20 protein-coding genes and 1 other annotated feature are annotated in these 17,781 nt (G+C 53.5%); of the genes, 6 read left to right on the plus strand and 14 right to left on the minus strand.

The window, feature by feature from the left end; all coding sequences use genetic code 11:
* Positions 1-11: 11 nt before the first annotated feature.
* The 8 genes from DL346_RS11665 to DL346_RS11700 are packed head-to-tail and all read right to left on the minus strand — an operon-like array spanning position 12 to position 8,627.
* A complete protein-coding gene (locus DL346_RS11665) occupies positions 12-1,847 on the minus strand; it encodes a cache domain-containing sensor histidine kinase (RefSeq protein ID WP_112882298.1) in 1,836 nt (611 codons plus the stop codon).
* On the minus strand, positions 1,837-3,465 hold the full coding sequence (locus tag DL346_RS11670; RefSeq protein WP_112882299.1) for a helix-turn-helix domain-containing protein: 1,629 nt from the start codon (positions 3,463-3,465) through the stop codon (positions 1,837-1,839). Before DL346_RS11670 ends, DL346_RS11665 begins: the two co-directional genes overlap by 11 nt.
* 59 nt (positions 3,466-3,524) lie before the next feature.
* Positions 3,525-3,980, minus strand: coding sequence for a MaoC family dehydratase (locus DL346_RS11675; RefSeq protein WP_112882300.1), 456 nt, complete (start codon positions 3,978-3,980; stop codon positions 3,525-3,527).
* Positions 3,981-3,996: 16 nt separating this feature from the next.
* Entirely contained in the window at positions 3,997-4,320 is a 324-nt protein-coding gene (locus DL346_RS11680) for an L-rhamnose mutarotase (RefSeq protein WP_112882301.1), read from the minus strand.
* A gap of 12 nt (positions 4,321-4,332) precedes the next feature.
* Positions 4,333-5,175, minus strand: a complete 843-nt coding sequence (locus DL346_RS11685) for an amidohydrolase family protein (RefSeq protein WP_112882302.1) — start codon at positions 5,173-5,175, stop codon at positions 4,333-4,335.
* On the minus strand, positions 5,172-6,281 hold the full coding sequence (locus DL346_RS11690) for a CaiB/BaiF CoA transferase family protein (protein ID WP_112882303.1): 1,110 nt from the start codon (positions 6,279-6,281) through the stop codon (positions 5,172-5,174). Before DL346_RS11690 ends, DL346_RS11685 begins: the two co-directional genes overlap by 4 nt.
* On the minus strand, positions 6,271-7,476 hold the full coding sequence (locus tag DL346_RS11695) for a CaiB/BaiF CoA transferase family protein (protein ID WP_112882304.1): 1,206 nt from the start codon (positions 7,474-7,476) through the stop codon (positions 6,271-6,273). The genes DL346_RS11690 and DL346_RS11695 overlap by 11 nt, the downstream gene beginning before the upstream one ends.
* Complete coding sequence (locus tag DL346_RS11700; protein WP_206098507.1) at positions 7,473-8,627, minus strand: ABC transporter substrate-binding protein; 1,155 nt, start codon at positions 8,625-8,627, stop codon at positions 7,473-7,475. The genes DL346_RS11695 and DL346_RS11700 overlap by 4 nt, the downstream gene beginning before the upstream one ends.
* A gap of 223 nt (positions 8,628-8,850) precedes the next feature.
* On the opposite strand from DL346_RS11700, the gene DL346_RS11705 reads away from it, so the two are divergent.
* The 5 genes from DL346_RS11705 to DL346_RS11725 all read left to right on the plus strand — a co-directional run bounded on the left by DL346_RS11705 (position 8,851) and on the right by DL346_RS11725 (position 12,274).
* Entirely contained in the window at positions 8,851-9,564 is a 714-nt protein-coding gene (locus tag DL346_RS11705) for a FadR/GntR family transcriptional regulator (RefSeq protein ID WP_112882305.1), read from the plus strand.
* A 92-nt stretch (positions 9,565-9,656) separates the two neighbouring features.
* A complete protein-coding gene (locus tag DL346_RS11710) occupies positions 9,657-10,202 on the plus strand; it encodes a hypothetical protein (RefSeq protein WP_112882306.1) in 546 nt (181 codons plus the stop codon).
* An 84-nt stretch (positions 10,203-10,286) separates the two neighbouring features.
* Positions 10,287-10,772 (plus strand): hypothetical protein, encoded by a 486-nt coding sequence (locus DL346_RS11715; RefSeq protein WP_112882307.1) that lies wholly within the window; start codon positions 10,287-10,289, stop codon positions 10,770-10,772.
* Between the two features lie 83 nt (positions 10,773-10,855).
* Positions 10,856-11,737, plus strand: coding sequence for an SDR family oxidoreductase (locus tag DL346_RS11720; RefSeq protein ID WP_112882308.1), 882 nt, complete (start codon positions 10,856-10,858; stop codon positions 11,735-11,737).
* A 45-nt stretch (positions 11,738-11,782) separates the two neighbouring features.
* Positions 11,783-12,274, plus strand: a complete 492-nt coding sequence (locus DL346_RS11725; RefSeq protein WP_112882309.1) for a hypothetical protein — start codon at positions 11,783-11,785, stop codon at positions 12,272-12,274.
* A gap of 83 nt (positions 12,275-12,357) precedes the next feature.
* Here the strand turns inward: DL346_RS11725 and DL346_RS11730 are convergent, their stop codons facing one another.
* Both DL346_RS11730 and DL346_RS11735 read right to left on the minus strand, forming a co-directional pair.
* A complete protein-coding gene (locus DL346_RS11730) occupies positions 12,358-12,729 on the minus strand; it encodes a VOC family protein (RefSeq protein WP_112882310.1) in 372 nt (123 codons plus the stop codon).
* A 91-nt stretch (positions 12,730-12,820) separates the two neighbouring features.
* Positions 12,821-13,285, minus strand: coding sequence for an HAD family hydrolase (locus tag DL346_RS11735; RefSeq protein ID WP_112882311.1), 465 nt, complete (start codon positions 13,283-13,285; stop codon positions 12,821-12,823).
* 155 nt (positions 13,286-13,440) lie between these two features.
* Here DL346_RS11735 and DL346_RS11740 point away from each other — a divergent pair, with 155 nt between their 5' ends.
* Entirely contained in the window at positions 13,441-14,130 is a 690-nt protein-coding gene (locus tag DL346_RS11740) for an SIMPL domain-containing protein (RefSeq protein WP_240633136.1), read from the plus strand.
* Between the two features lie 55 nt (positions 14,131-14,185).
* On the opposite strand, the gene DL346_RS11745 is transcribed toward DL346_RS11740, so the two are convergent.
* From DL346_RS11745 to DL346_RS11755, 4 genes are all read right to left on the minus strand, one after another.
* On the minus strand, positions 14,186-15,091 hold the full coding sequence (locus DL346_RS11745) for a phosphotransferase family protein (protein WP_112882312.1): 906 nt from the start codon (positions 15,089-15,091) through the stop codon (positions 14,186-14,188).
* A 402-nt stretch (positions 15,092-15,493) separates the two neighbouring features.
* The gene (locus DL346_RS11750; RefSeq protein WP_112882313.1) at positions 15,494-16,360 is read right to left on the minus strand and encodes a GNAT family N-acetyltransferase; all 867 of its coding nucleotides are present in this window, start codon (positions 16,358-16,360) and stop codon (positions 15,494-15,496) included.
* A 7-nt stretch (positions 16,361-16,367) separates the two neighbouring features.
* Positions 16,368-16,490, minus strand: coding sequence for a hypothetical protein (locus DL346_RS29745; protein WP_276311542.1), 123 nt, complete (start codon positions 16,488-16,490; stop codon positions 16,368-16,370).
* 56 nt (positions 16,491-16,546) lie between these two features.
* Positions 16,547-16,783 (minus strand) — a binding site (T-box leader).
* Positions 16,784-17,103: 320 nt separating this feature from the next.
* A complete protein-coding gene (locus tag DL346_RS11755) occupies positions 17,104-17,613 on the minus strand; it encodes a DinB family protein (protein ID WP_112882314.1) in 510 nt (169 codons plus the stop codon).
* Positions 17,614-17,781 lie beyond the last annotated feature (168 nt).

Below are 17,781 nucleotides of genomic sequence, written 5' to 3' on the forward strand. Positions count from 1 at the left end.
ATGCCTGCGCCTTATGAAGCCGCGCTGTCGTAAATGACGGGGATCGTCATGAATACTTCGGTTTCGACCCCTTCCTCGCTCTTAACCTCAATGCCGTACCGCTCGCCGAAATGCAGCCGAATCCGCTTGTTCACATTGTTTAGCCCGATTCCTTTGGAAGGACGGTCGCCGCCCAGCTGCGATTGAATGTTGCGGTTGACCTGTTCGACCTTCTCCGGCGGCATGCCACCGCAGGTGTCGCGAACGACAACGAGCAGATCGCTGCCAAACTCGGAGACGGATACCTGAATCACGCCTTTGTGCATCTCGCCATGGATCAGCGCATTCTCGATGGAGGGCTGAATCATGAATCGGAGCGTCTGGCACTGGAGCAGCCGTTCCGGTACGTCGATCTCGAACTTCATCTCTTCGCCGTATCTGAAATTCATGATGTTGATGTAATTTTGCACGAATTGAATTTCCTCTTGAATCGACCAGAGCGGCGATGGATCGTAGTAGATCGGCCGCAGCATATTGCCCAGGCTCGTCATGCACTCCATGATGTTCGGCGCCTTCGCGATGGCCGCCATCCATTTCACCGTATTAAGCGTGTTGTACAGAAAATGAGGGTTGATCTGCGATTGGAGCGCCTCAATCTCCAGCTGCCGCTTCGTCCGCTCCGTCTCCTCGTTCTGGCTCATCAGATCCAGGATGCCGGTCGACATGTTGTTGAACTGCTCGATCAGCTGTCCGATTTCCTTGTTCGACGCTTGCGGCAGCGTCATCCCGATATTGCCCCGGCCGACGTTCTTCATCCCTTTAATCAGCTGCTGCAGCGATTTCATGATCCGGTTCATCCAGAGCGAGGCGAACACGACGATCAGTATGAGCGACAGCAGGAAGACCCCCGCGGTAAAGCGGCCGATCAGTTTAATATCCTTCGTATACTGCTCGGTCGGTACCTCGCCAACGAGAATCCAGCCGGTTTGTTTCATCCGGTAATAAATAATTTGCTCTTGCGTTTCGCCGCGGCTGCCGGAAAAACTGCCGAACGCCTGCTGCGGCTCAAGCTTATCGTAGAACGAGTACTGCCCGTTGATCGTATCCTCCAACGTACTCGAAATGATTTTGCCGCTGCCGTCGACGATGTGCATCGAGCCGTTTGGCGAGCTTTGCAGGCTGCTGTAACCGGAGTTGAAATAACGCTCGTTCACGTTAAACACAAGCTCAGCGCTCATTTGGCTGCCGCCGATCCATCTGACGCCGCGAAGCGAGGAGATCAGTCTGGCATTGGTTAGTCCGTCGGGAATGGAGCTGCGCATAAAGTCGAGCGTCGTCGTGCCGCCGCGCCAGACGGGCTGCGGGAAGCTCTCCTTCACTTGCTTGTAGAGGGCGGAGCTGAAGAACGGATAGCTTCTGCCCATCTCCGCCGTACTCTGGCTTTGCGTAAGCGTGCCGCCGATGACCGTACCGTTCTCCGCGAAGATATAGATCGAGTCCAAATAGTTATAGGTCGTCAAATATTGGTTGATGCGTTCCATAATGTCGCGCTCGAGCGCAATGAATTCGAGATTCGACAGCCGGTCGCTCTGGAGAAAGGTTTGCACCTTGCCTTCCATCAAAAAGGTTTTGGACAGCTTATCGACCTCGTTCAGAAGTGTAAGCGTATTCATTTCGATTTGACGAAATTGCGATAGCGTCGTTTCCTGCGTCCGGGCTTGGAAGATATCCATCGTTTTCTTGTAGCTGTAATAGGAACTAACGGACAGCACGAGCAACGTGACGGCCATGAAGGAGAAAATGAGCTGGGCCTTGAGCGAAATGCCGGAGAGCCGAAACTGGCGAAGCCGCAACCGTTTAGGCATCATAAGAATCCGCCGCTCCCGTCCAGTCGTTGATCCACAATTTGCGGAAGCCGTTCGGTCTGACGCCCGTATGCTTCTTGAACGCGCGGCTGAAATAGCTGTCGTCGCTGAAACCGACCTGTTGCGCCACCTCGTACGATTTCATATTCGTGCCGAGCAGCAGTTCCTTCGCTTTCTCCAGCCGGAGCCGATTGAGATACTCGGAGAAGTTCATGTTCAGCTCCTTCTTGAACAGCGCGCTCAAGTAGTTTGGCGACAATTCCAAATGCTGCGCGATCTGCTGCAGGGAGATGTCTTCGCCGTAGTGCTCCTGGATGAACCGCACGGCATGGGCGATATCTTTGCTGAGCTGCTTCTTCACGCCGCCCGTGGCGATTACTTCGGTCAGGAATCGGCTGTAGGCCGTCGCAGCCTCATCCAGCGTCTCGCAGCGCTGCATTTCTTCGCCGTAGGCGGACACAAGCGCCGTCACTTCCGCTTCGCTCAGCGACGCCGTTACCGACGGGCAGTGCAGCAGCCGGACGAACAGCTTGCGGATATCCTGCTCATGGCGCATCCGGCCGGAAGCAAGAAACGATTGCACGATCGCCTCTACATCCTTCTGCGCGGCTTCCTCGACCATGGACCACTTCTCATGGAATTGATTCAGCTTTCGGCGGACCATCTCTTCGACCGCATCGGTGTCCATGTCGCCCAGGAATAGCAGCCGCTCCGTTCCGTAGTAAAACTTCTGCGCGACGGCTCGCTCGCTTTCCTTGTAAAGCGCATGCAGCGCTGAATAGCCGCTCTTCATGCCGCTGATGCCGAACGTGGCGGAGATGTTGAAAAACCGTGCCAGCACCTTCTGGATCTGCGTCATGATCGAGGTCAATTCTTCGCGGATCTGGTATTCGCTCGCCATGTCGCGGAAGCTGAAGATGAACAGGTAGCGCTTATCTTCGTCCGACACCACCTCGCCGCGCTGCGATTGCGCGAGCAGCTCATTCAGGACGTTAAGGAACGTCACGCGGATCAGCTCGCCCTTCTCGTCGTTGAACTTCGTCTGCACCTGCTCGAAACGGTCGATTTCCATCATGCAGACGACAAGACGCTCAGGCTGAAGCCTCAGCTTCAATTGATCGATATGGCGGGCGAACTCCTCCTTGGAGTAGAGATGGTAAAAAACGAAGTTCTTAATTATATTCTCTTTCAGGACGTCGGGGTCGTGAATGATGCCCTTCGATGCGCTGAGCGTTTTCTGCGTGCCAAGCTCCTCGCGGACCCGCGTCAGCACATTATGGATCTCCTCCTCCGTCATCGTCAATTTCAAAATATAACTGGAAATGCCCAGCTGCATCGCCTGCCGGATGAGGTCGAAATCCTCCATGCACGATAAAATAACGATACGGGTACGCGCATCCTGCTCGCGAATCTTCTTAATGAGCTCAATGCCCCCCATAATCGGCATCTTCAGGTCGGTTATGATGACGTCCGGTTTGACGCTGTTTGCATAATATTCCCACGCTTCCCGGCCATTAGCCGCGTCGGCGCAAACCGTCATCCCGTATTTCTCCCATTGCACGGAATTTTTAAAGCCAAGCCTAACGAGCATTTCGTCTTCAACGATCATCACGTTGAACATGCAAAAGCCTCCTTGCCTGCCTCCGATGGCGCTTTCAAGCTAACGATACTATGCCCGTCTTAGGTTGGCAATTGTTCTTTTCTGTTAACTAGCAGCAGGTGATCGCAAACGAGCACGGTTTCCTGATGCTGGTTGATGACTTCGACTCGCTCGACGACGACGCCGTATGAAGGCCTCTTCGGATAGTCCCGCTTCTCCGAGATGGTGATCCGCACCGAAATCGTGTCTCCGATAAAGACCGGCTTCGTGAACCGAAGCTTATCGTAGCCATAGGAGAACGCTTCGGGATTCATCTCACCCGCCGACAGGCCGACGCCCACGCTGAAAACGAGCGTGCCATGGGCGATCCGCTGGCCGAACGGCTGCGTCTTGCACCATTCCGCATCCATGTGGTGCGGGTAAAAGTCGCCGGTTTGCCCGGCGTGCATAACGATATCCGTTTCCGTGATGGTCCTGCCGAATGTGGCTCTTGCCGCGCCGATTTCATAATCTTCGTAAAATAAGCTACGCATCATAATCGCTCCCTAATTATTAGTCCAGATGAAAAACTTCCTCCATGTCCGCCCACCATTCGCCTTCCGCCCTCGTCGCGAGCGGCTGCTGGCATGGCTTGCATACGTCCCACCAGCGCTGCGTCGCTTCGTCGGCCGCCATCAGCGCCATGTCCTTCTCGTAGTCATCGCCGGTATATTCGAAATAGCTGAACAAATAGCCGTCTTTATAGTAGATGGAATAATTCCGAATGTTGCACGACTTGATCCGCTCCAGTACCTCCGGCCAAACCGCGGCGTGAAGCCGTTTGTATTCCTCAAGCATCTCGGGCTTGACTTGGATAACGCTCCCGTAACGCTTCATTCGCGTTCCCTCCTATGGCATCTTGTAAAATCTAGCGGCAGTGCCGCCGAGAATCGCATCGCGCTGCTCATCGGAATAGGCGGCAAGCGCGCGGTTCGTCTCCGCCCACACCTTGGCGTAATCGCCGGCCAAATTCGCGACGGGCCAGTCGCTGCCGAACATGAGCCGGTCTGCGCCGAACTGCTCGACCGCATAGTCGATATACGGCCGCAGGTCTTCGGCCGTCCATGTATCCGCATCCGCCGCCGTATTGAGACCGGACACTTTGGCGTATACGTTCTCGTACTGCGCCGCGCGCGCGAGCTGCTCCGCCCACTCGCCCATCGCCTTCTCCCGGATCGGCGGCTTCGCCAAGTGATCGATGACGATCCTCAGGTTTGGCACCTCCTTGGCTAGCAGCGGCGCATGCTTGAGATGATTCGGGAAGACAGCGACCAAATCGAACGTCAGGTCGTAGGATGCCAGTACGCGCAACCCTTCAATGACGGATGGGCGCACGATATAATCGGGGTCCTTCTCCTCGTGAATGAGATGGCGGACGCCTTTAAAATAGCGGTTCTGCGCATAGTGCCGCAGCTTCTTGTCCGCGATGTCCGGCATGTTTAGCGGCACCCACCCCACGACTGCGCCGACCCAGTCGCGCTCCTCGGCGACCTGCAGCATATAATCCGTATCCTCGTAGCTGTTCATCGCCTGCACGATGACGGTTTGGTCGATTCCCGCCGCCTGCAGCAGCGGTTCGAGCTCCGGCGCCTCGATGGTGCGGCAAATGCTTCCGAACATCGGATCGAGCCATGGATAAGCCGCCTTTTCCAAATTCCAAAAATGCTGATGCGCGTCGATTTTCCTGCTCATTGGGCAGTATCCTCCTCTATAGGGGTGGTGTGTGCGTTGATCATCTCCCGCCGAATCGCCTCTGTGTCCGCGCCGATCCTCGGCGAGCCCTTCGCAGAACGGAGCCGCCCGCCGTCGATGCGAATCGGGCAGCAGGTCGTCTTCATCGGCGAACCGCCTGTCCTTGTCACCTGCTGCACCATGTCCAGCTGTTGAAAATGCGCCTCTTCCCGCAGCTGCCGCCAGTTGAGCACCTTGGCGCAATCGTAACCCGCGTGCTCCAGCGCCGTGACCAGCTCATCCGAGGTCATGGTCTCGGCTTGGATGGCGGAGGTGTCCGCCGCGGCGCGCTTCGCATCGTCCGCCGCTGCAGCTACGTATCCGTCCTTAGCGCTGTAGATGGCTTGCATCGGCTGCCGCGGATGGGCAGAAGCCGTTAGCTCAGCGGTAATCGAATCCGCCTGCAAATCAAGCGCCGATTCCAGCAGGCTGACCGCAACATGCGCTCCGCGCCCGGTCACGGCTCTGCGTACGAGGCAGCTTAAGATCCCCTGAACCAGATGCGCGCCCGCGATCATATCGGTTACGGCCAGCCCGAGCGGCATTGGCGGACTGCCGCTTTCAAGATCGCTGTCTTCCCGACAGCCCGTCAGGCCTGACATGGATTGCACGAGCAGGTCTTGGCCCGGCTTGCCTGCCCACGGTCCGTCTTGCCCGTAGCCGGTAATTTCGCCGTACACGATAGCCGGATTGACGGCCCGCACCGCTTCGTAATGAAAGCCGAGCCGTTCCATGACGCCTGGGCGGAAATTTTGAATGAGCACGTCGGCCTGCCGGATGAGCGCCAACACCTCTTCGGCATCCGCCGGATTGCGCAAATCGGCCGCAAAGCTCTCCTTATTGCGGTTGATCGCATGAAACAGCGTGCTGTCCCCGTCGAGCTCCATGTTGGAAATGTACAGTCTGCGGCAGATGTCGCCGCTGCCCGCCCGTTCCACCTTAATGACGCGGGCGCCTAGATCGGCCAGTCTCAGCGCGGCGGAGGGAGCGGAGAGAAATTGACCGAAATCGAGCACCAGCAAGCCGGCTAGCGGCAGCGATTGGTTCTCTTCGTTGCTACGCTCCATCACGGTTGCCGTCGCCTCCGTTTGGCCCTTGCTCCGGTATTGCGTTCCGAAGCTGAAACTGCTGCTCGAGGGCCGCGTTATGCTCGCCGACCTTCGGCGCCGCCCGATCGTCGAACAGCCGCTCGCCATTGATCCTGATCGGGCAGCGCGTCGTCCGCAGCCGGCCGGTGCCGTCCGGCCGCCCGATCTGCTGCACCATGCCGAGCGTCTGGAATCCTTCGTGGGCAAACAGCCGCTCCCATGTCAGCACGTCGGCGCACCAATAATCGGCCGGCTCCAGCGCCGCGAGCCATTCGGCCGTGGTGCGCGTCCGCATATGGCTGACGAGTATGCGCTTAATGTCATCTCGATCCGTAAACCACGACTTCGGATCCTGGTACGCTGCCAGCGCCTCGCATTCAAGAAGCTCCCCTAGCCGGATGACGGAACCCATCGCCAGCGCGATATATCCACCGCCAGCCGTTTCATAGATGCCGTACGGCGCCCCGAGATAAGCATGCGCATTGTTCACGGCACTGCGCTGCGGCAATTCGCCGCCGTCGTTCAGATGCGTCGTCAGCACTTCAAACTGGAGGTCCAGCGCGGATTCAAGCAGGCTGACCTCCACCCGTCCGCCCTGCCCGAACCGGCCGCGCCTTACGAGGCACGCGAGGATCCCCTGCGCCAGATGGGCGCCGGCGAACATATCCGCGACCGCAAGCCCGAACGGCACAGGCGGCTGCTCCGCATTGCCGTTCAGCCACGCAAGCCCCGACAAGGATTGGATCAACAGGTCCTGGCCCGGTTTATCCTTCCACGGTCCGTTTCCGCCATAGCCGGTAACCGAGGCATAGACGATGCTGTCGTTCAGTTCCTTGACCGCTTCATAGCCCAGCCCCAGCTTCTCCATCGTGCCCGGACGGAAGTTCTCGATCAGCACATCCGCTTGCTTGATGAGCCTCTTCACGCTTTCGAGGTCTTCGCTGTCCTTCAAATTGGCTGCATAGCTCTCCTTGCCCCGGTTAATCGTATGAAAAAGCATGCTGTCGCCGTCCACCATCCGGTTCTTGATCGACAGCTGCCTGTTCAACTCCCCCGATCCGGGCCGTTCGACCTTGATAACCCGAGCGCCCAGATCGCCAAGCCGCAGCGCAGCCGACGGACCGGCCAGAAACTGGCTGAAGTCGAGCACCAGCAGTCCTTCTAATGGCTTCATCTCGCCGCCTCCGTTCTCGACGTGAGGTACAGCCTGTCAAGCTGCTCCAGCACTTGCTTCGGCGAGCCGCCAGAAATGACATAATCCCGTACGACATCGCCCGCACGATCCTGAAAATCCAAATAACCGCAATAGCGCGGCCGCAGATAAGCGCGGTCCAGCGCCGGCAGCGTCGCCTGAAAATACCCGTTCGTCCGCCGGTTCAACGCCTCATCCTCCCACGCCGACCGATGACCCGGCTGTCCGCCCGCTTCCGCGAACACCGTGCGCTGTACTTCCGGACTAGCCATGTAAACGGCGTATTGGACGGCAAGGGCGGCATGTTTGCTTTTGGCCGATACGGCGATCCCCGTCCCTCCGAGCGTCGAGCGCAGCGGACCGTGCGAGCCAAGCGAAACGAGATCGGCAAAATGCAGCACATTCGGCGCATAACCTTGGCGCGCATAGTTGGAATATCCATAGGCGAACGGGCAATACGCAATCGTCTTGCCGGCAGACATCGCCTCATACACACGGATCGGGTTCCAGTTCAGCATCTCCTCGGGACACAGGGTCGTTAACTCGCGCAGCAGCTCCAGCGACTGCGTGCCCACCTGCTCGCTGACCACCTGCCCTCCGTCTTTGAACGGCTCTTCTCCTTGCGTCACGCACAGCATGTAGAAATTCATCAGCGTATCGACCGGAATGCCGGCGAACGCGACCTTCCCTCGCTTCGCCAAGGCGAGAAGTTCATCCCATGTCGCAGGCACTTGTTCCCCTGCTTCGGCAAGCAAATCCGCCCGATAAGAGGCAACCGGCGTCGCCGCATCGACGGCGAAAGCCGTCTGAATGCCCGCGAAGCGGTAGCTCTCGTGCGAGAGGCCGACCGAATGAAGCGCCTGATCAGCCAGGAAGGCGTCCGTCACATGCCGCTCCAGCGGAACAAGTATCCCTTTGTCCGCCGCAAACCCCGCCCAGGGATGATCGATAATGAGCAGGTCGTACAGCTCCGCCAGCCGCTCGATCGGCTCGTCGGCGAACGCCTGCAGCGACCTCTTCTCCCACACAATCTCTACGCCTGGATGCGTTTCCATAAATCGCTGCGCGGTCGCGACCTTAGGCAAGTAGCCTCTGGTATGGTTCCACGTAATGCCCCTTAGAATCGTCGTCACTTCGGCATCCCCTTTTACCCGGTTTGATTTGGTATCCTGGTAGTACCACTATTGCGGCGCAATCTACTGCCTGTTTCTTTACTCGCCGCCTGATTCATGGTACGATTTGGTTGCGCTTTTCGGTTCTCTGGTAGTACCACAAAACCAGATTACCATGAACGGCATTTCTCCAGCAATACCATCTTTCATCCGGCCTCAGGCCCTTAGAATAGGAGTTTCGCGCATGATACAGATCGAGCCTGTCAAACGCCTTACCGTCACGGAGCAAATCATGGAGCAGATCGCCCAGCTGATTACTAATGGCCATTTGCAGCCCGGCGAGCAGCTGCCGAACGAACGCGAGCTAGCCGAGCGCTTCGGCGTCACGCGCGGACGCGTTCGCGAAGCGCTTCGCGCCCTCGCGCTTATCGGCCTTATCACGATAAAGGCGGGCGAAGGCAGCTTCGTTAACCTGCAGGAAGAGCCGATTCCGCCCGATACGATCGCGTGGATGTTCCATCGGGAGAAGCATAACCTCGACGAAGTATATGCCGCCCGGCAGTTGATCGAGACCGAGGTGTACCTCTCCGCCGCCGGACAGCTTTCCGACGAGGATCTAGCCGCTCTCGAGCGGAAGCTTGCCCATATGACCGCTTCCGTTCAACTGGATGCGGAAGCTTTTCTTCAGCTTCTCGATGATTTCGACCTCCGGATCGGTGAGCGCTGCGATAATCGGATCTATCATAAGCTGATGCAGATGATGATTCATCTGCGAAGGGAAACGAGCCTCAAGCTGCTTAGCGTGCCGGGCGCCAAGGAAAACAGCGTCAAGCAGCGGTCCGCCATCCTGTCCGCGCTCGCCTCCCGCAACAAGAAGCAGTTGAATGCCGCGCTCAAAGGTCTATTTGTGACGTCAAAGCAGTTTTATGCCGACATTCTAAACTCCGAAGGAGACTAGCAATCAAACAGGCAGGCCGGTTCGAAAGCGATTCTTGCTTTTGAACCGGCCTCTTCTTGTCAACGCTAGTGACAGAAAGGAGAGGTTGCCGCATGCGCCCCATAGATACCACAATAGATGCTTTAACTAAACAAGCCTACGCAACGCCGGCGGTCCGAGCCAGCTTGGTCCACTCCGGCATGATGTCGCTCTACTGCGACTACTCCGGATCCGAGCAGCATCTCCACGGTGTCGCCTGCGCGGTTGTCTTCAACCGGTCGGTTCGCGTGCACGCCAACAGGCTCGAGCATGACTACAGCCTCGGCTCCGATTACGGTGAACTGCTGGCGATCCGCTTCAGCCTCGAGCTGCTTGCGAACGAGCTTGCGAATGGCCGCTTGCAGCTGAGCCCCGCCCCACGCTGCGCCGTTATCTTTACGGATTGCCGCAGTGCCTCGCGCTTGCTCGCTAAATGTGATTTTGCCGATTCATCTTACGCTAATGCGTGTAATGAAATCCATATCCTGCTTGAACGGCTGAAGCTCGCTTACCCTCACTTTGACGTCGCCATCCGTTACATGCATCACCGCAAGGCGGGCAACGCGCTGCATCGCATGGCACATAACGCTGCGCGGGCCTGCATCGGCAAGCAAGGTTAGAAACTTTTCATTTATCCCTGAATCTCTTTCTCCGCCCCGTATTCTATAGGTATGCCCAAAATTAGGAATGGAGGCCGACTCACCATGTCGAATGATACGCAGCAAACTCAGCAAACTCAACAAACTCAACAGTCCCCGGGGCGCAGCTTCACGGTTTCGAGCGAAATTTTTGCGACGCCGAACCTGGATATTTACGCACAAATGATCTATTTCGTACTCAGCTCCTTCTCTTCGGATGCCTTGGCGGTCAACGTGCACGAATTAGCCCGCAAAGGACGGATGACGATCAAGCAGGCCATCAAGGCGATGCAGGATCTGACCGAGCAGAAGCTGATTTCCCATAAAGTGTTCCGACACCTGGTCGGCGAATTTCAAGATGATCGCCTGTCCTGGGCGGCTAAAGGGCTGCTTACCTACTGCAAGGAGCATCCTAACATCACGGTCAAGGAGCTGCTCGCCCTCTCCGATCAATCTGACGAGAATGAAACGACCATCCGCAAGGCGCTGCTTGAGCTGAAGCACGCCGGCTATTTTGACGATTATCCGGAGCTGAGTAAGATCGCTATATAACAGCTGAACGGAACTGCATATGCATGCGCATTCCCCCGCGTACATACCTATAACCATATTGCCGCGTAAAGGAGAATCGGCTTATGGGACCTTTTGCACCTGATTTGCTGAAAGGTAAAATCGTGCTCATTACGGGCGGGGCAACCGGCCTTGGCCGTGCCATGGGGGAATGCTTTCTCGCGCTTGGCGCCAAGCTCGCGATTGCGGGCCGCCGCGAAGAGGCGCTGCGCCAGGCAAGCGCGGACATGAGCGCTTCCGGTGCGCCTCCGGTATTCTATAAAGCCTGCGATGTTCGCGATGCCTCGGCCGTCCAAGCGCTTATGGATGCCGTGGAAGAGCATTTCGGGCATATTGACGTGCTCGTTAACAATGCGGCCGGCAATTTCATCAGTCCGACCGAGCGTCTATCCCACCGGGCCGTCGATGCGGTGCTCGGCATCGTGCTGCACGGTACGTTCTACATGACGCTTGAGCTCGGCAAACGGTGGATCGCGCAGGGACGCGGCGGCACGATGCTGAATATCGTAACTACATACGCCTCCTCCGCCAGCGGTTCGGGCTTCGTAGTCCCGTCAGCCGCGGCGAAGGCCGGCGTACTTGCCCTCACACGCTCGCTTGCCGCCGAGTGGGGGCCTCACGGCATTCGGCAGGTTGCCATCGCACCGGGCCCATTCCCCACCGAGGGTGCCTGGTCGCGCTTGATGCCGACGCCGGACATCGAACAGCGGCTGACTGGCCGCATTCCGCTGGGACGTGTCGGCGACCCGGCAGAACTCGCCCATCTCGCCGCTTATTTGATTTCCGACTACGCTGGCTACATTAACGGCGAAGTGGTCACGATCGACGGCGGCGAATGGCTGCAGGGCGCCGGCCAGTTCAACAGCCTGGCCGACGTGACGGATGAGCAGTGGGATGCGCTCTCGGAGCTGTCCCGCAGCGGCAAAGAGCGGCCTGTCAAGGACTAGGACAATGACTGGCCCCCATATCCTCCAAATAAGGGAGGGATTGCAATGCGTTTCACCGTTCGGTATATCCCGCTCAGCAAAATCAAGCCTGGCTTGCCGGCCGCCATGACTGACCGCCTTCGCTTGTTGCGCGGTCATATGTGGGACGGTCTGCATTTGATGATCGTGCGCAAGGAGCGTAAAAATGGCCAATACCGGATCCTGCTTGGCAACGACCGCTATGAATATTTGCGCAATCATACAAGGAAATCGACGGCGCCTTGCATCGTCGACGAAACCAAGCTCGGCGCCGGACTGCAGGCGCTGCTGGACCGGTTTACCCGCAGGACGCCGCCCGCGGTTCTGCGCGGCTCCGCCGCTCTCAAGCGGCTGACGCCGGCCAGCTGGGCGATCGTGCGCGGCTACTTGAAAGCGGACCCCCAGTTCAAGCAGCTTTCCCGCAAGCAGCAGATGCAGGTGCTCATGCTGGCCATCCGCCATAAGCGCATCGTCATCGCCGCCATGAAGGCGAAGGCGGAACAATTTCGGTCTACATGAAAAACGTCAAAGGCGGTTTATGCCGCCTTTGACGTTTTTTTCTATTTCGTGTTTTTCTTTGCAGGAAACCGGGGATCGAATATTTACCGATGTTGATCGAGAAGAATTTGATTCCCGTCCGGATCTTCAATAATAAAATGCGCTGGTCCTTCAGTTCCTTCATTCGCTTTGGTCAGCATTTTAATTCCGTTTGCTATAAGCTGTTTTTGAATATCTCGAATATCCGTAAATGAATCGAGATTTTCAGCATTTTCATTCCACCCGGGATTAAAGGTCAGCATGTTTTTTTCGAACATTCCCTGGAAAAGCCCAATAACACAATTTTCATTTTTAAGAATAAGCCATCCTTGCGTAATGTCACCACCGAAAACTTGAAACCCAAGGTTTTCGTAAAAAGATTTTGATATATGTATGTCCTTTACGCTTAAACTTACAGAAAACGCACCAAGCTTCATTTTTCTTCTCCTTCGCTGTAATACCATTATCAAGTAATATTATCATAACAGAAAGAAGCCTGCTGACATTGTACTAAAAAACTACTGCTAATTATTTTCTGAGCGTTGGAATAAGCCGATGGTGCATTAATAATAAATCCAATCCATCAGTTACTTCTCTTACGACTATTGTACTAGCTATTAATGTTACCGTTGCACATCCCTCTTTGCCGATTATGGCAATTGAAAGATCGGATTCACGAAACATTAACTCATCATTTACCCCATTGCCCAAAGCAGCAACACCAGGTCCAATCTTACGGACAAAGGCACTCTTCTCTTCACGTTGGTTTTCCTTTCCGATCACGTTCAGCTCTACGGGCAATCCCATACATTCTCTGGCGGCACTACCGTTACTGTCCGCAGTTAATACATGAATCTTAAGTAACTTATTTAATTTAATAAGTTTTTCCATAACATCAGGCAAAACCACGCCATCCAATGCAATCGTTCCATTAAAATCCAAAACGAGATGATTGATTACAACTCTCTTCTGCCCAGGAATTACAATTTCCATCCATATCCCCCAATCTCTTTTTCGGCAAGCCTGGTTTCGATGATCTATCGCATCCCGTTTGCTGAATCACGCAACGAAACTTCAAAAGGGTTGGAATCATCACGACAGGTCATAAATACTTATATTTAAAATGAACGGGAAAGGTTGATGCTCCTATGTATTATTCTCATCCGTTGAAAACTTCGCCTGCTATGACGGCTGCTCCCTTCTCGCACAATAACCGGCCATTAATTGAAGTCACGGGGGAGGGAAAGGTTTCAGCGGTTCCGAACAGGGCCATTATTGTTTTAGGCGCAATAACGGAAAGCCCGAGCCTCGCCATAGCCCAAAGTGAAAATGCCACTGCTGTAACAAGTGTAACTAACGCTCTGTTAAGCTTAAACATTCCGAGAGAACAAATTCAGACGGTCACTTACAGAATCGAAATACAATATAACTATGAGGATGGTACTCAAATTTTTAGAGGGTACAAGGTGACACATCTGCTTCAGATCACGATTGATAGAGTTGATCAGACGGGACTTGTTGTCGATACGGCAGTTAAAAGCGGAGCCAACTTCGTCTCAAGCATACAATTCACAATATCAAATCATGAAATTTACTATAACCAAGCTCTGTCGAATGCCATTCAAAATGCCGAAAGCAAAGCCAACACCATTGCAAGAACGTTAGGGGTAACGTTGATTAGAACCCCTTTAAATGTAACAGAGAAAACAAGGGTCATTGAGCCGCCGACACCATTTCAAGCCTCGCTACTTACAGAAGGCGCAACCGTTCCGACTCCCATCCAACCAGGAGAACTGGAAATCCGCGCCGTACTAGGGGCTCAGTATACGTATTTTTAATCGTCGTTTCTATCCTTGTGCACCTCTTGACAGTCCCCAATAGGAAATCAGCCAGTTAGATGTAAGTCAACAATTGATCGGCATTTCGTCTCATATCTTCTCTACGATCCCTAAAAGCGCTGTAGGCGATATGGTCAAGCCCAATGTGGATGAGATAGCAGAGTAGGCGATCCTTCATCTGTTCAGGCTGGCCCCCGCGCTTTTCCCAGTGGCGGTCCAGTATTTCATGCAAGTCAGTTCCCTGCCATTGCGGAAACCAAGGCCACCAATACAGAAACCAAGCATGGTCGTAGAGAGGATCGCCATAGAACGCGTTTCCCCAATCGAACACCCCGGTTAACTTCCTATTATCCACTAACACGTTTCGGTTCAAGAGATCGCTATGAACGATGCCTCGGCACTCCGGAAGCTGCGGTGCGAGTTTACTAAGCTTTAATACGCCGGCATCGAAAATACTTGCCTCCCGTGGCGAAGTGTTTAACCGTTCGCGCCAGCCAGCAAGCCTCTCTCTGGGCCCAGCCACCGATAATAGCTCTGCTCCCCAGCTAGGACCTGTTCCTTCCGGACGCCAAAGTCCCACTTCCTGAGTGCTAGAGAGATCTAGCTTCTGAAGCTCATAGAGCGCATCGAACAATTGTGGAAGGACAATCCGCAGTTCAGATTCGTCAAGCTCATCGAGATGCTTTTCTCCTTGAACTCGTTCTGATATGGCGAAGAATCCGTTCTCCGTCTCACCAACCTCTATAACTTTTGGAATCGGCATCGTGGCCATGGAAAACGCCCCCATCGCACGATCCTTCTCGAAGTCGTCCAGATAAGCCCCGAAACGAATAACCATTTCAAGCCCGTCGAGCGTGAAGGAATAGGCTTTTGACCAATCACCAGATGCTAGGGGTACAAAATTTTGAGCACGGCCACCGAAATGATCCTTCACAAAACGCGTTTGCATGTAATCTTCCATCGTGTTTCCTCCGTTGCCCTCGTTTTTTTAGCTATCGTTCCCATTAGCTGAAAAGGTAAAAAGTTACTGACAGTACAGCTATAACCACTGGCAGGGCGATTAACAAACAGTTTATTGCAAGAAAATTAATTAAAAGCAGTAATATCCAATTTTTTTGTTCCGTTTTTCTGAGGGAAATATATAACGGCAAACATCCGATTATACTAAAGACTACATTTAACAAATAGCTGAAATTAGGGCCCATATAGTTAAATGCAAACAATACGCCAACAATATTGCACCTGTTTTACTGTTTCGGTTCACGAAAAAACGGCGGTAATCACCATAATGCGCCGCCGTATCTTTACTGTATATTATGCTCTTATTTTCTAAGGTAGTAGAAGATCTGTCCGCATCATTCTACTATTCAAATTTTAACTGGAGCGAATCACAAATTGGCATATAACCTAAATTTTGATAGATGCTATTAGATGTGGGATTTGCTAAGTCCGTATATAAGACGCACTTAGTAAACCCTTTATCCAATGCAAGTTGGCTTATTTGCGCCACAATTGAAGTAGCGTAACCCTTCCTGCGCTCATATGGAGGGGTATATACAAATGCCACGCCAATAGCAGTCTGCATTTCCCTTGTATATCCTGCCATAGAAACGGGTATCCCGTTGTCCTCTAAAATATAGAGTTTTTTCGATGCTATTCGGTAGAGGTAAGGGTCTGCATCTTGCGGGATGGACATTTCTGTTTTGCCATAACTCCCCGCTGCATAAAATGCTTCAGCCCAGTATGGGAAAAAGTGAATATCCTTTTCATCTAGCAATCGAACGATACCAACCTTTTGAATGTCTGGGTTTACTGCCGTAAGTTCATATATACGTTGGCTCATGGTTGTTTTAAAGGTTATTCCCTTGCGCAAGGTATATTCTTTGGCAAAAAACTCCGCCAAGGTTTTTTCGGTTATCACACCAGGAATTTCACGGTCACTCAGCCCTTCTATCAGACAGTTTATAGCCTCTGGGTTAATTATGTTGTCTGTTGCATAAAGCGTAATATTGTGTGGCGGTGTCATTATGGCGGTAAGTTGTATGCCCTTACCATCCGAAATAGTTACCATAAGCCAATTTACAGGGTCACGCCAGTCTGTTTTGTCTTTTCCTTCATGCCCAATTATGATATTGCCAAGAGAAATCAAATTTTGTGCTTCATGACGCATCAGCACATCATAGGTATCATTGTAAAACTCATGCACATCCGTATACAACTTGAATTGCATTGCAATATCACCCTTTCATCTGCTCAACGTTTTTCCAGATTTTTCTGCACCAATCCCTACCCAAAGCTTCAGCATCATCAAATTCAAGTTGCCGTAATATCAAACGTTCAGTAACCATCAATTTACTCATTCGATAACCCTCCAATCTAATAATTATTTTACGAAGACGCAAAAAAACCCCATCCCATTAGGGACGGAGTTGCTCCGCGTTACCACCCTGATTGACGTTTATTATAAACGCCCTCTTAGCCATCGTCCAACAACGATGCTTCTTTGTAACGGTAGAATCCCGGGCCCATCTACTATAATTCGGGGGCCAGCTCTGAGGTGATTTTTTGATTCGGATATCCGCGCTGCCTCGCACCAACCGGCAGTTCTCTGAACGGCGTTTCCGGATCTACTTGTCCTCTTCAACGCATTTGGGTAATTATTAATTAAGTTCAATATAAAATATGCGCAATATTCTGTCAATAACTCAAACAACAACAGCTCACATTATTTAAAATCCTGCCGTTAGCGTAATGAAGATGGAGCAGCTGCAATTGCAAACTGCCCCATCGTCCAATGAGCTATCGTGCTCCGTTAGTTGAATGACTTTTTCTTGATGAGATTATTATTTGCTATTCATTTTTAGACAAAACTCCAGTCAGCAACCAATCGCTGCTGTTTTTTTCAACCCGTCTTGTCCTCTCTTCATATCAGTCTATGAACGGGGCGGGAAGGGTGTCATAAAGTAAGGACGACTAACTCAAGTAACGATTTCGGATGACCCCCATGTGATGAAGCTCGTGTCCTGCCATGCCGTAAGCGAGGGCGCGCGCCGTTAAGCTTACGTTATTGGCTGTGCCCTTGCGGGACCACGCCTCCGTCGGTAACCCGCGCAGCAGTGTGATCGTCGATTGCCGTACGGCCCGGTAGTCTTCGGCCAATTGCGCGGTTGTCCAGCTTCCGAAAGGAGGAATGAACAATTCCTGGTCGAAACCGGGCAGAGGCGTCTGATCCCCTCTTGCAAATCGGAGCAGGCGGTAGGACATGACGCGTTCACTGTCCGCGATGTGGCCCACGACTTCTTTCAGCGTCCACTTTCCTTCCGCATACCGATAGGCGCTCTGGCTTTCGGTCAACGATGCCAGCAGCTCGGTCATTTGCTTTTCCTGGGCGAGCAGAATGTCGATGATGTTGCCTTCCGGCACCAACCGGATATACTCGCCGGCGTCCCCGGCGTATTCTTCTTCTGACGGTCTTTGGTTCATGCGTAATCACCTTTCTATGAAGATATAGAAAACAAAAATGCTCTCCAATGCTCTACCGCGATTTTTTTGCGAAATTCGTAACTTCGGCATATCTAATGAATTCGCGAAAGAATAGAACTTACCTTCCAACAATTGAGAGTAAGCAACCACTTAGTTGGTTGGCCACCA

The organism is Paenibacillus montanisoli (assembly GCF_003268025.1).
GTDB lineage: Bacteria > Bacillota > Bacilli > Paenibacillales > Paenibacillaceae > Paenibacillus_Z > Paenibacillus_Z montanisoli.

Excerpts from the sequence above, each read along its gene's own strand:
- DL346_RS11670 (WP_112882299.1), bottom strand. The coding sequence starts at position 3,465 with ATGTTCAACGTGATGATCGTTGAAGACGAAATGCTCGTTAGGCTTGGC.
- DL346_RS11665 (WP_112882298.1), bottom strand. The coding sequence starts at position 1,847 with ATGATGCCTAAACGGTTGCGGCTTCGCCAGTTTCGGCTCTCCGGCATT.
- DL346_RS11745 (WP_112882312.1), bottom strand. The coding sequence starts at position 15,091 with ATGGAAGATTACATGCAAACGCGTTTTGTGAAGGATCATTTCGGTGGC.
- DL346_RS11680 (WP_112882301.1), bottom strand. The coding sequence starts at position 4,320 with ATGAAGCGTTACGGGAGCGTTATCCAAGTCAAGCCCGAGATGCTTGAG.
- DL346_RS11690 (WP_112882303.1), bottom strand. The coding sequence starts at position 6,281 with ATGGAGCGTAGCAACGAAGAGAACCAATCGCTGCCGCTAGCCGGCTTG.
- DL346_RS29745 (WP_276311542.1), bottom strand. The coding sequence starts at position 16,490 with ATGAGTAAATTGATGGTTACTGAACGTTTGATATTACGGCAACTTGAA.
- DL346_RS11675 (WP_112882300.1), bottom strand. The coding sequence starts at position 3,980 with ATGATGCGTAGCTTATTTTACGAAGATTATGAAATCGGCGCGGCAAGA.
- DL346_RS11725 (WP_112882309.1), top strand. The coding sequence starts at position 11,783 with ATGCGTTTCACCGTTCGGTATATCCCGCTCAGCAAAATCAAGCCTGGC.
- DL346_RS11720 (WP_112882308.1), top strand. The coding sequence starts at position 10,856 with ATGGGACCTTTTGCACCTGATTTGCTGAAAGGTAAAATCGTGCTCATT.
- DL346_RS11710 (WP_112882306.1), top strand. The coding sequence starts at position 9,657 with ATGCGCCCCATAGATACCACAATAGATGCTTTAACTAAACAAGCCTAC.
- DL346_RS11755 (WP_112882314.1), bottom strand. The coding sequence starts at position 17,613 with ATGAACCAAAGACCGTCAGAAGAAGAATACGCCGGGGACGCCGGCGAG.
- DL346_RS11735 (WP_112882311.1), bottom strand. The coding sequence starts at position 13,285 with ATGGAAATTGTAATTCCTGGGCAGAAGAGAGTTGTAATCAATCATCTC.
- DL346_RS11715 (WP_112882307.1), top strand. The coding sequence starts at position 10,287 with ATGTCGAATGATACGCAGCAAACTCAGCAAACTCAACAAACTCAACAG.
- DL346_RS11705 (WP_112882305.1), top strand. The coding sequence starts at position 8,851 with ATGATACAGATCGAGCCTGTCAAACGCCTTACCGTCACGGAGCAAATC.
- DL346_RS11740 (WP_240633136.1), top strand. The coding sequence starts at position 13,441 with ATGTATTATTCTCATCCGTTGAAAACTTCGCCTGCTATGACGGCTGCT.
- DL346_RS11730 (WP_112882310.1), bottom strand. The coding sequence starts at position 12,729 with ATGAAGCTTGGTGCGTTTTCTGTAAGTTTAAGCGTAAAGGACATACAT.
- DL346_RS11750 (WP_112882313.1), bottom strand. The coding sequence starts at position 16,360 with ATGCAATTCAAGTTGTATACGGATGTGCATGAGTTTTACAATGATACC.
- DL346_RS11685 (WP_112882302.1), bottom strand. The coding sequence starts at position 5,175 with ATGAGCAGGAAAATCGACGCGCATCAGCATTTTTGGAATTTGGAAAAG.
- DL346_RS11695 (WP_112882304.1), bottom strand. The coding sequence starts at position 7,476 with ATGAAGCCATTAGAAGGACTGCTGGTGCTCGACTTCAGCCAGTTTCTG.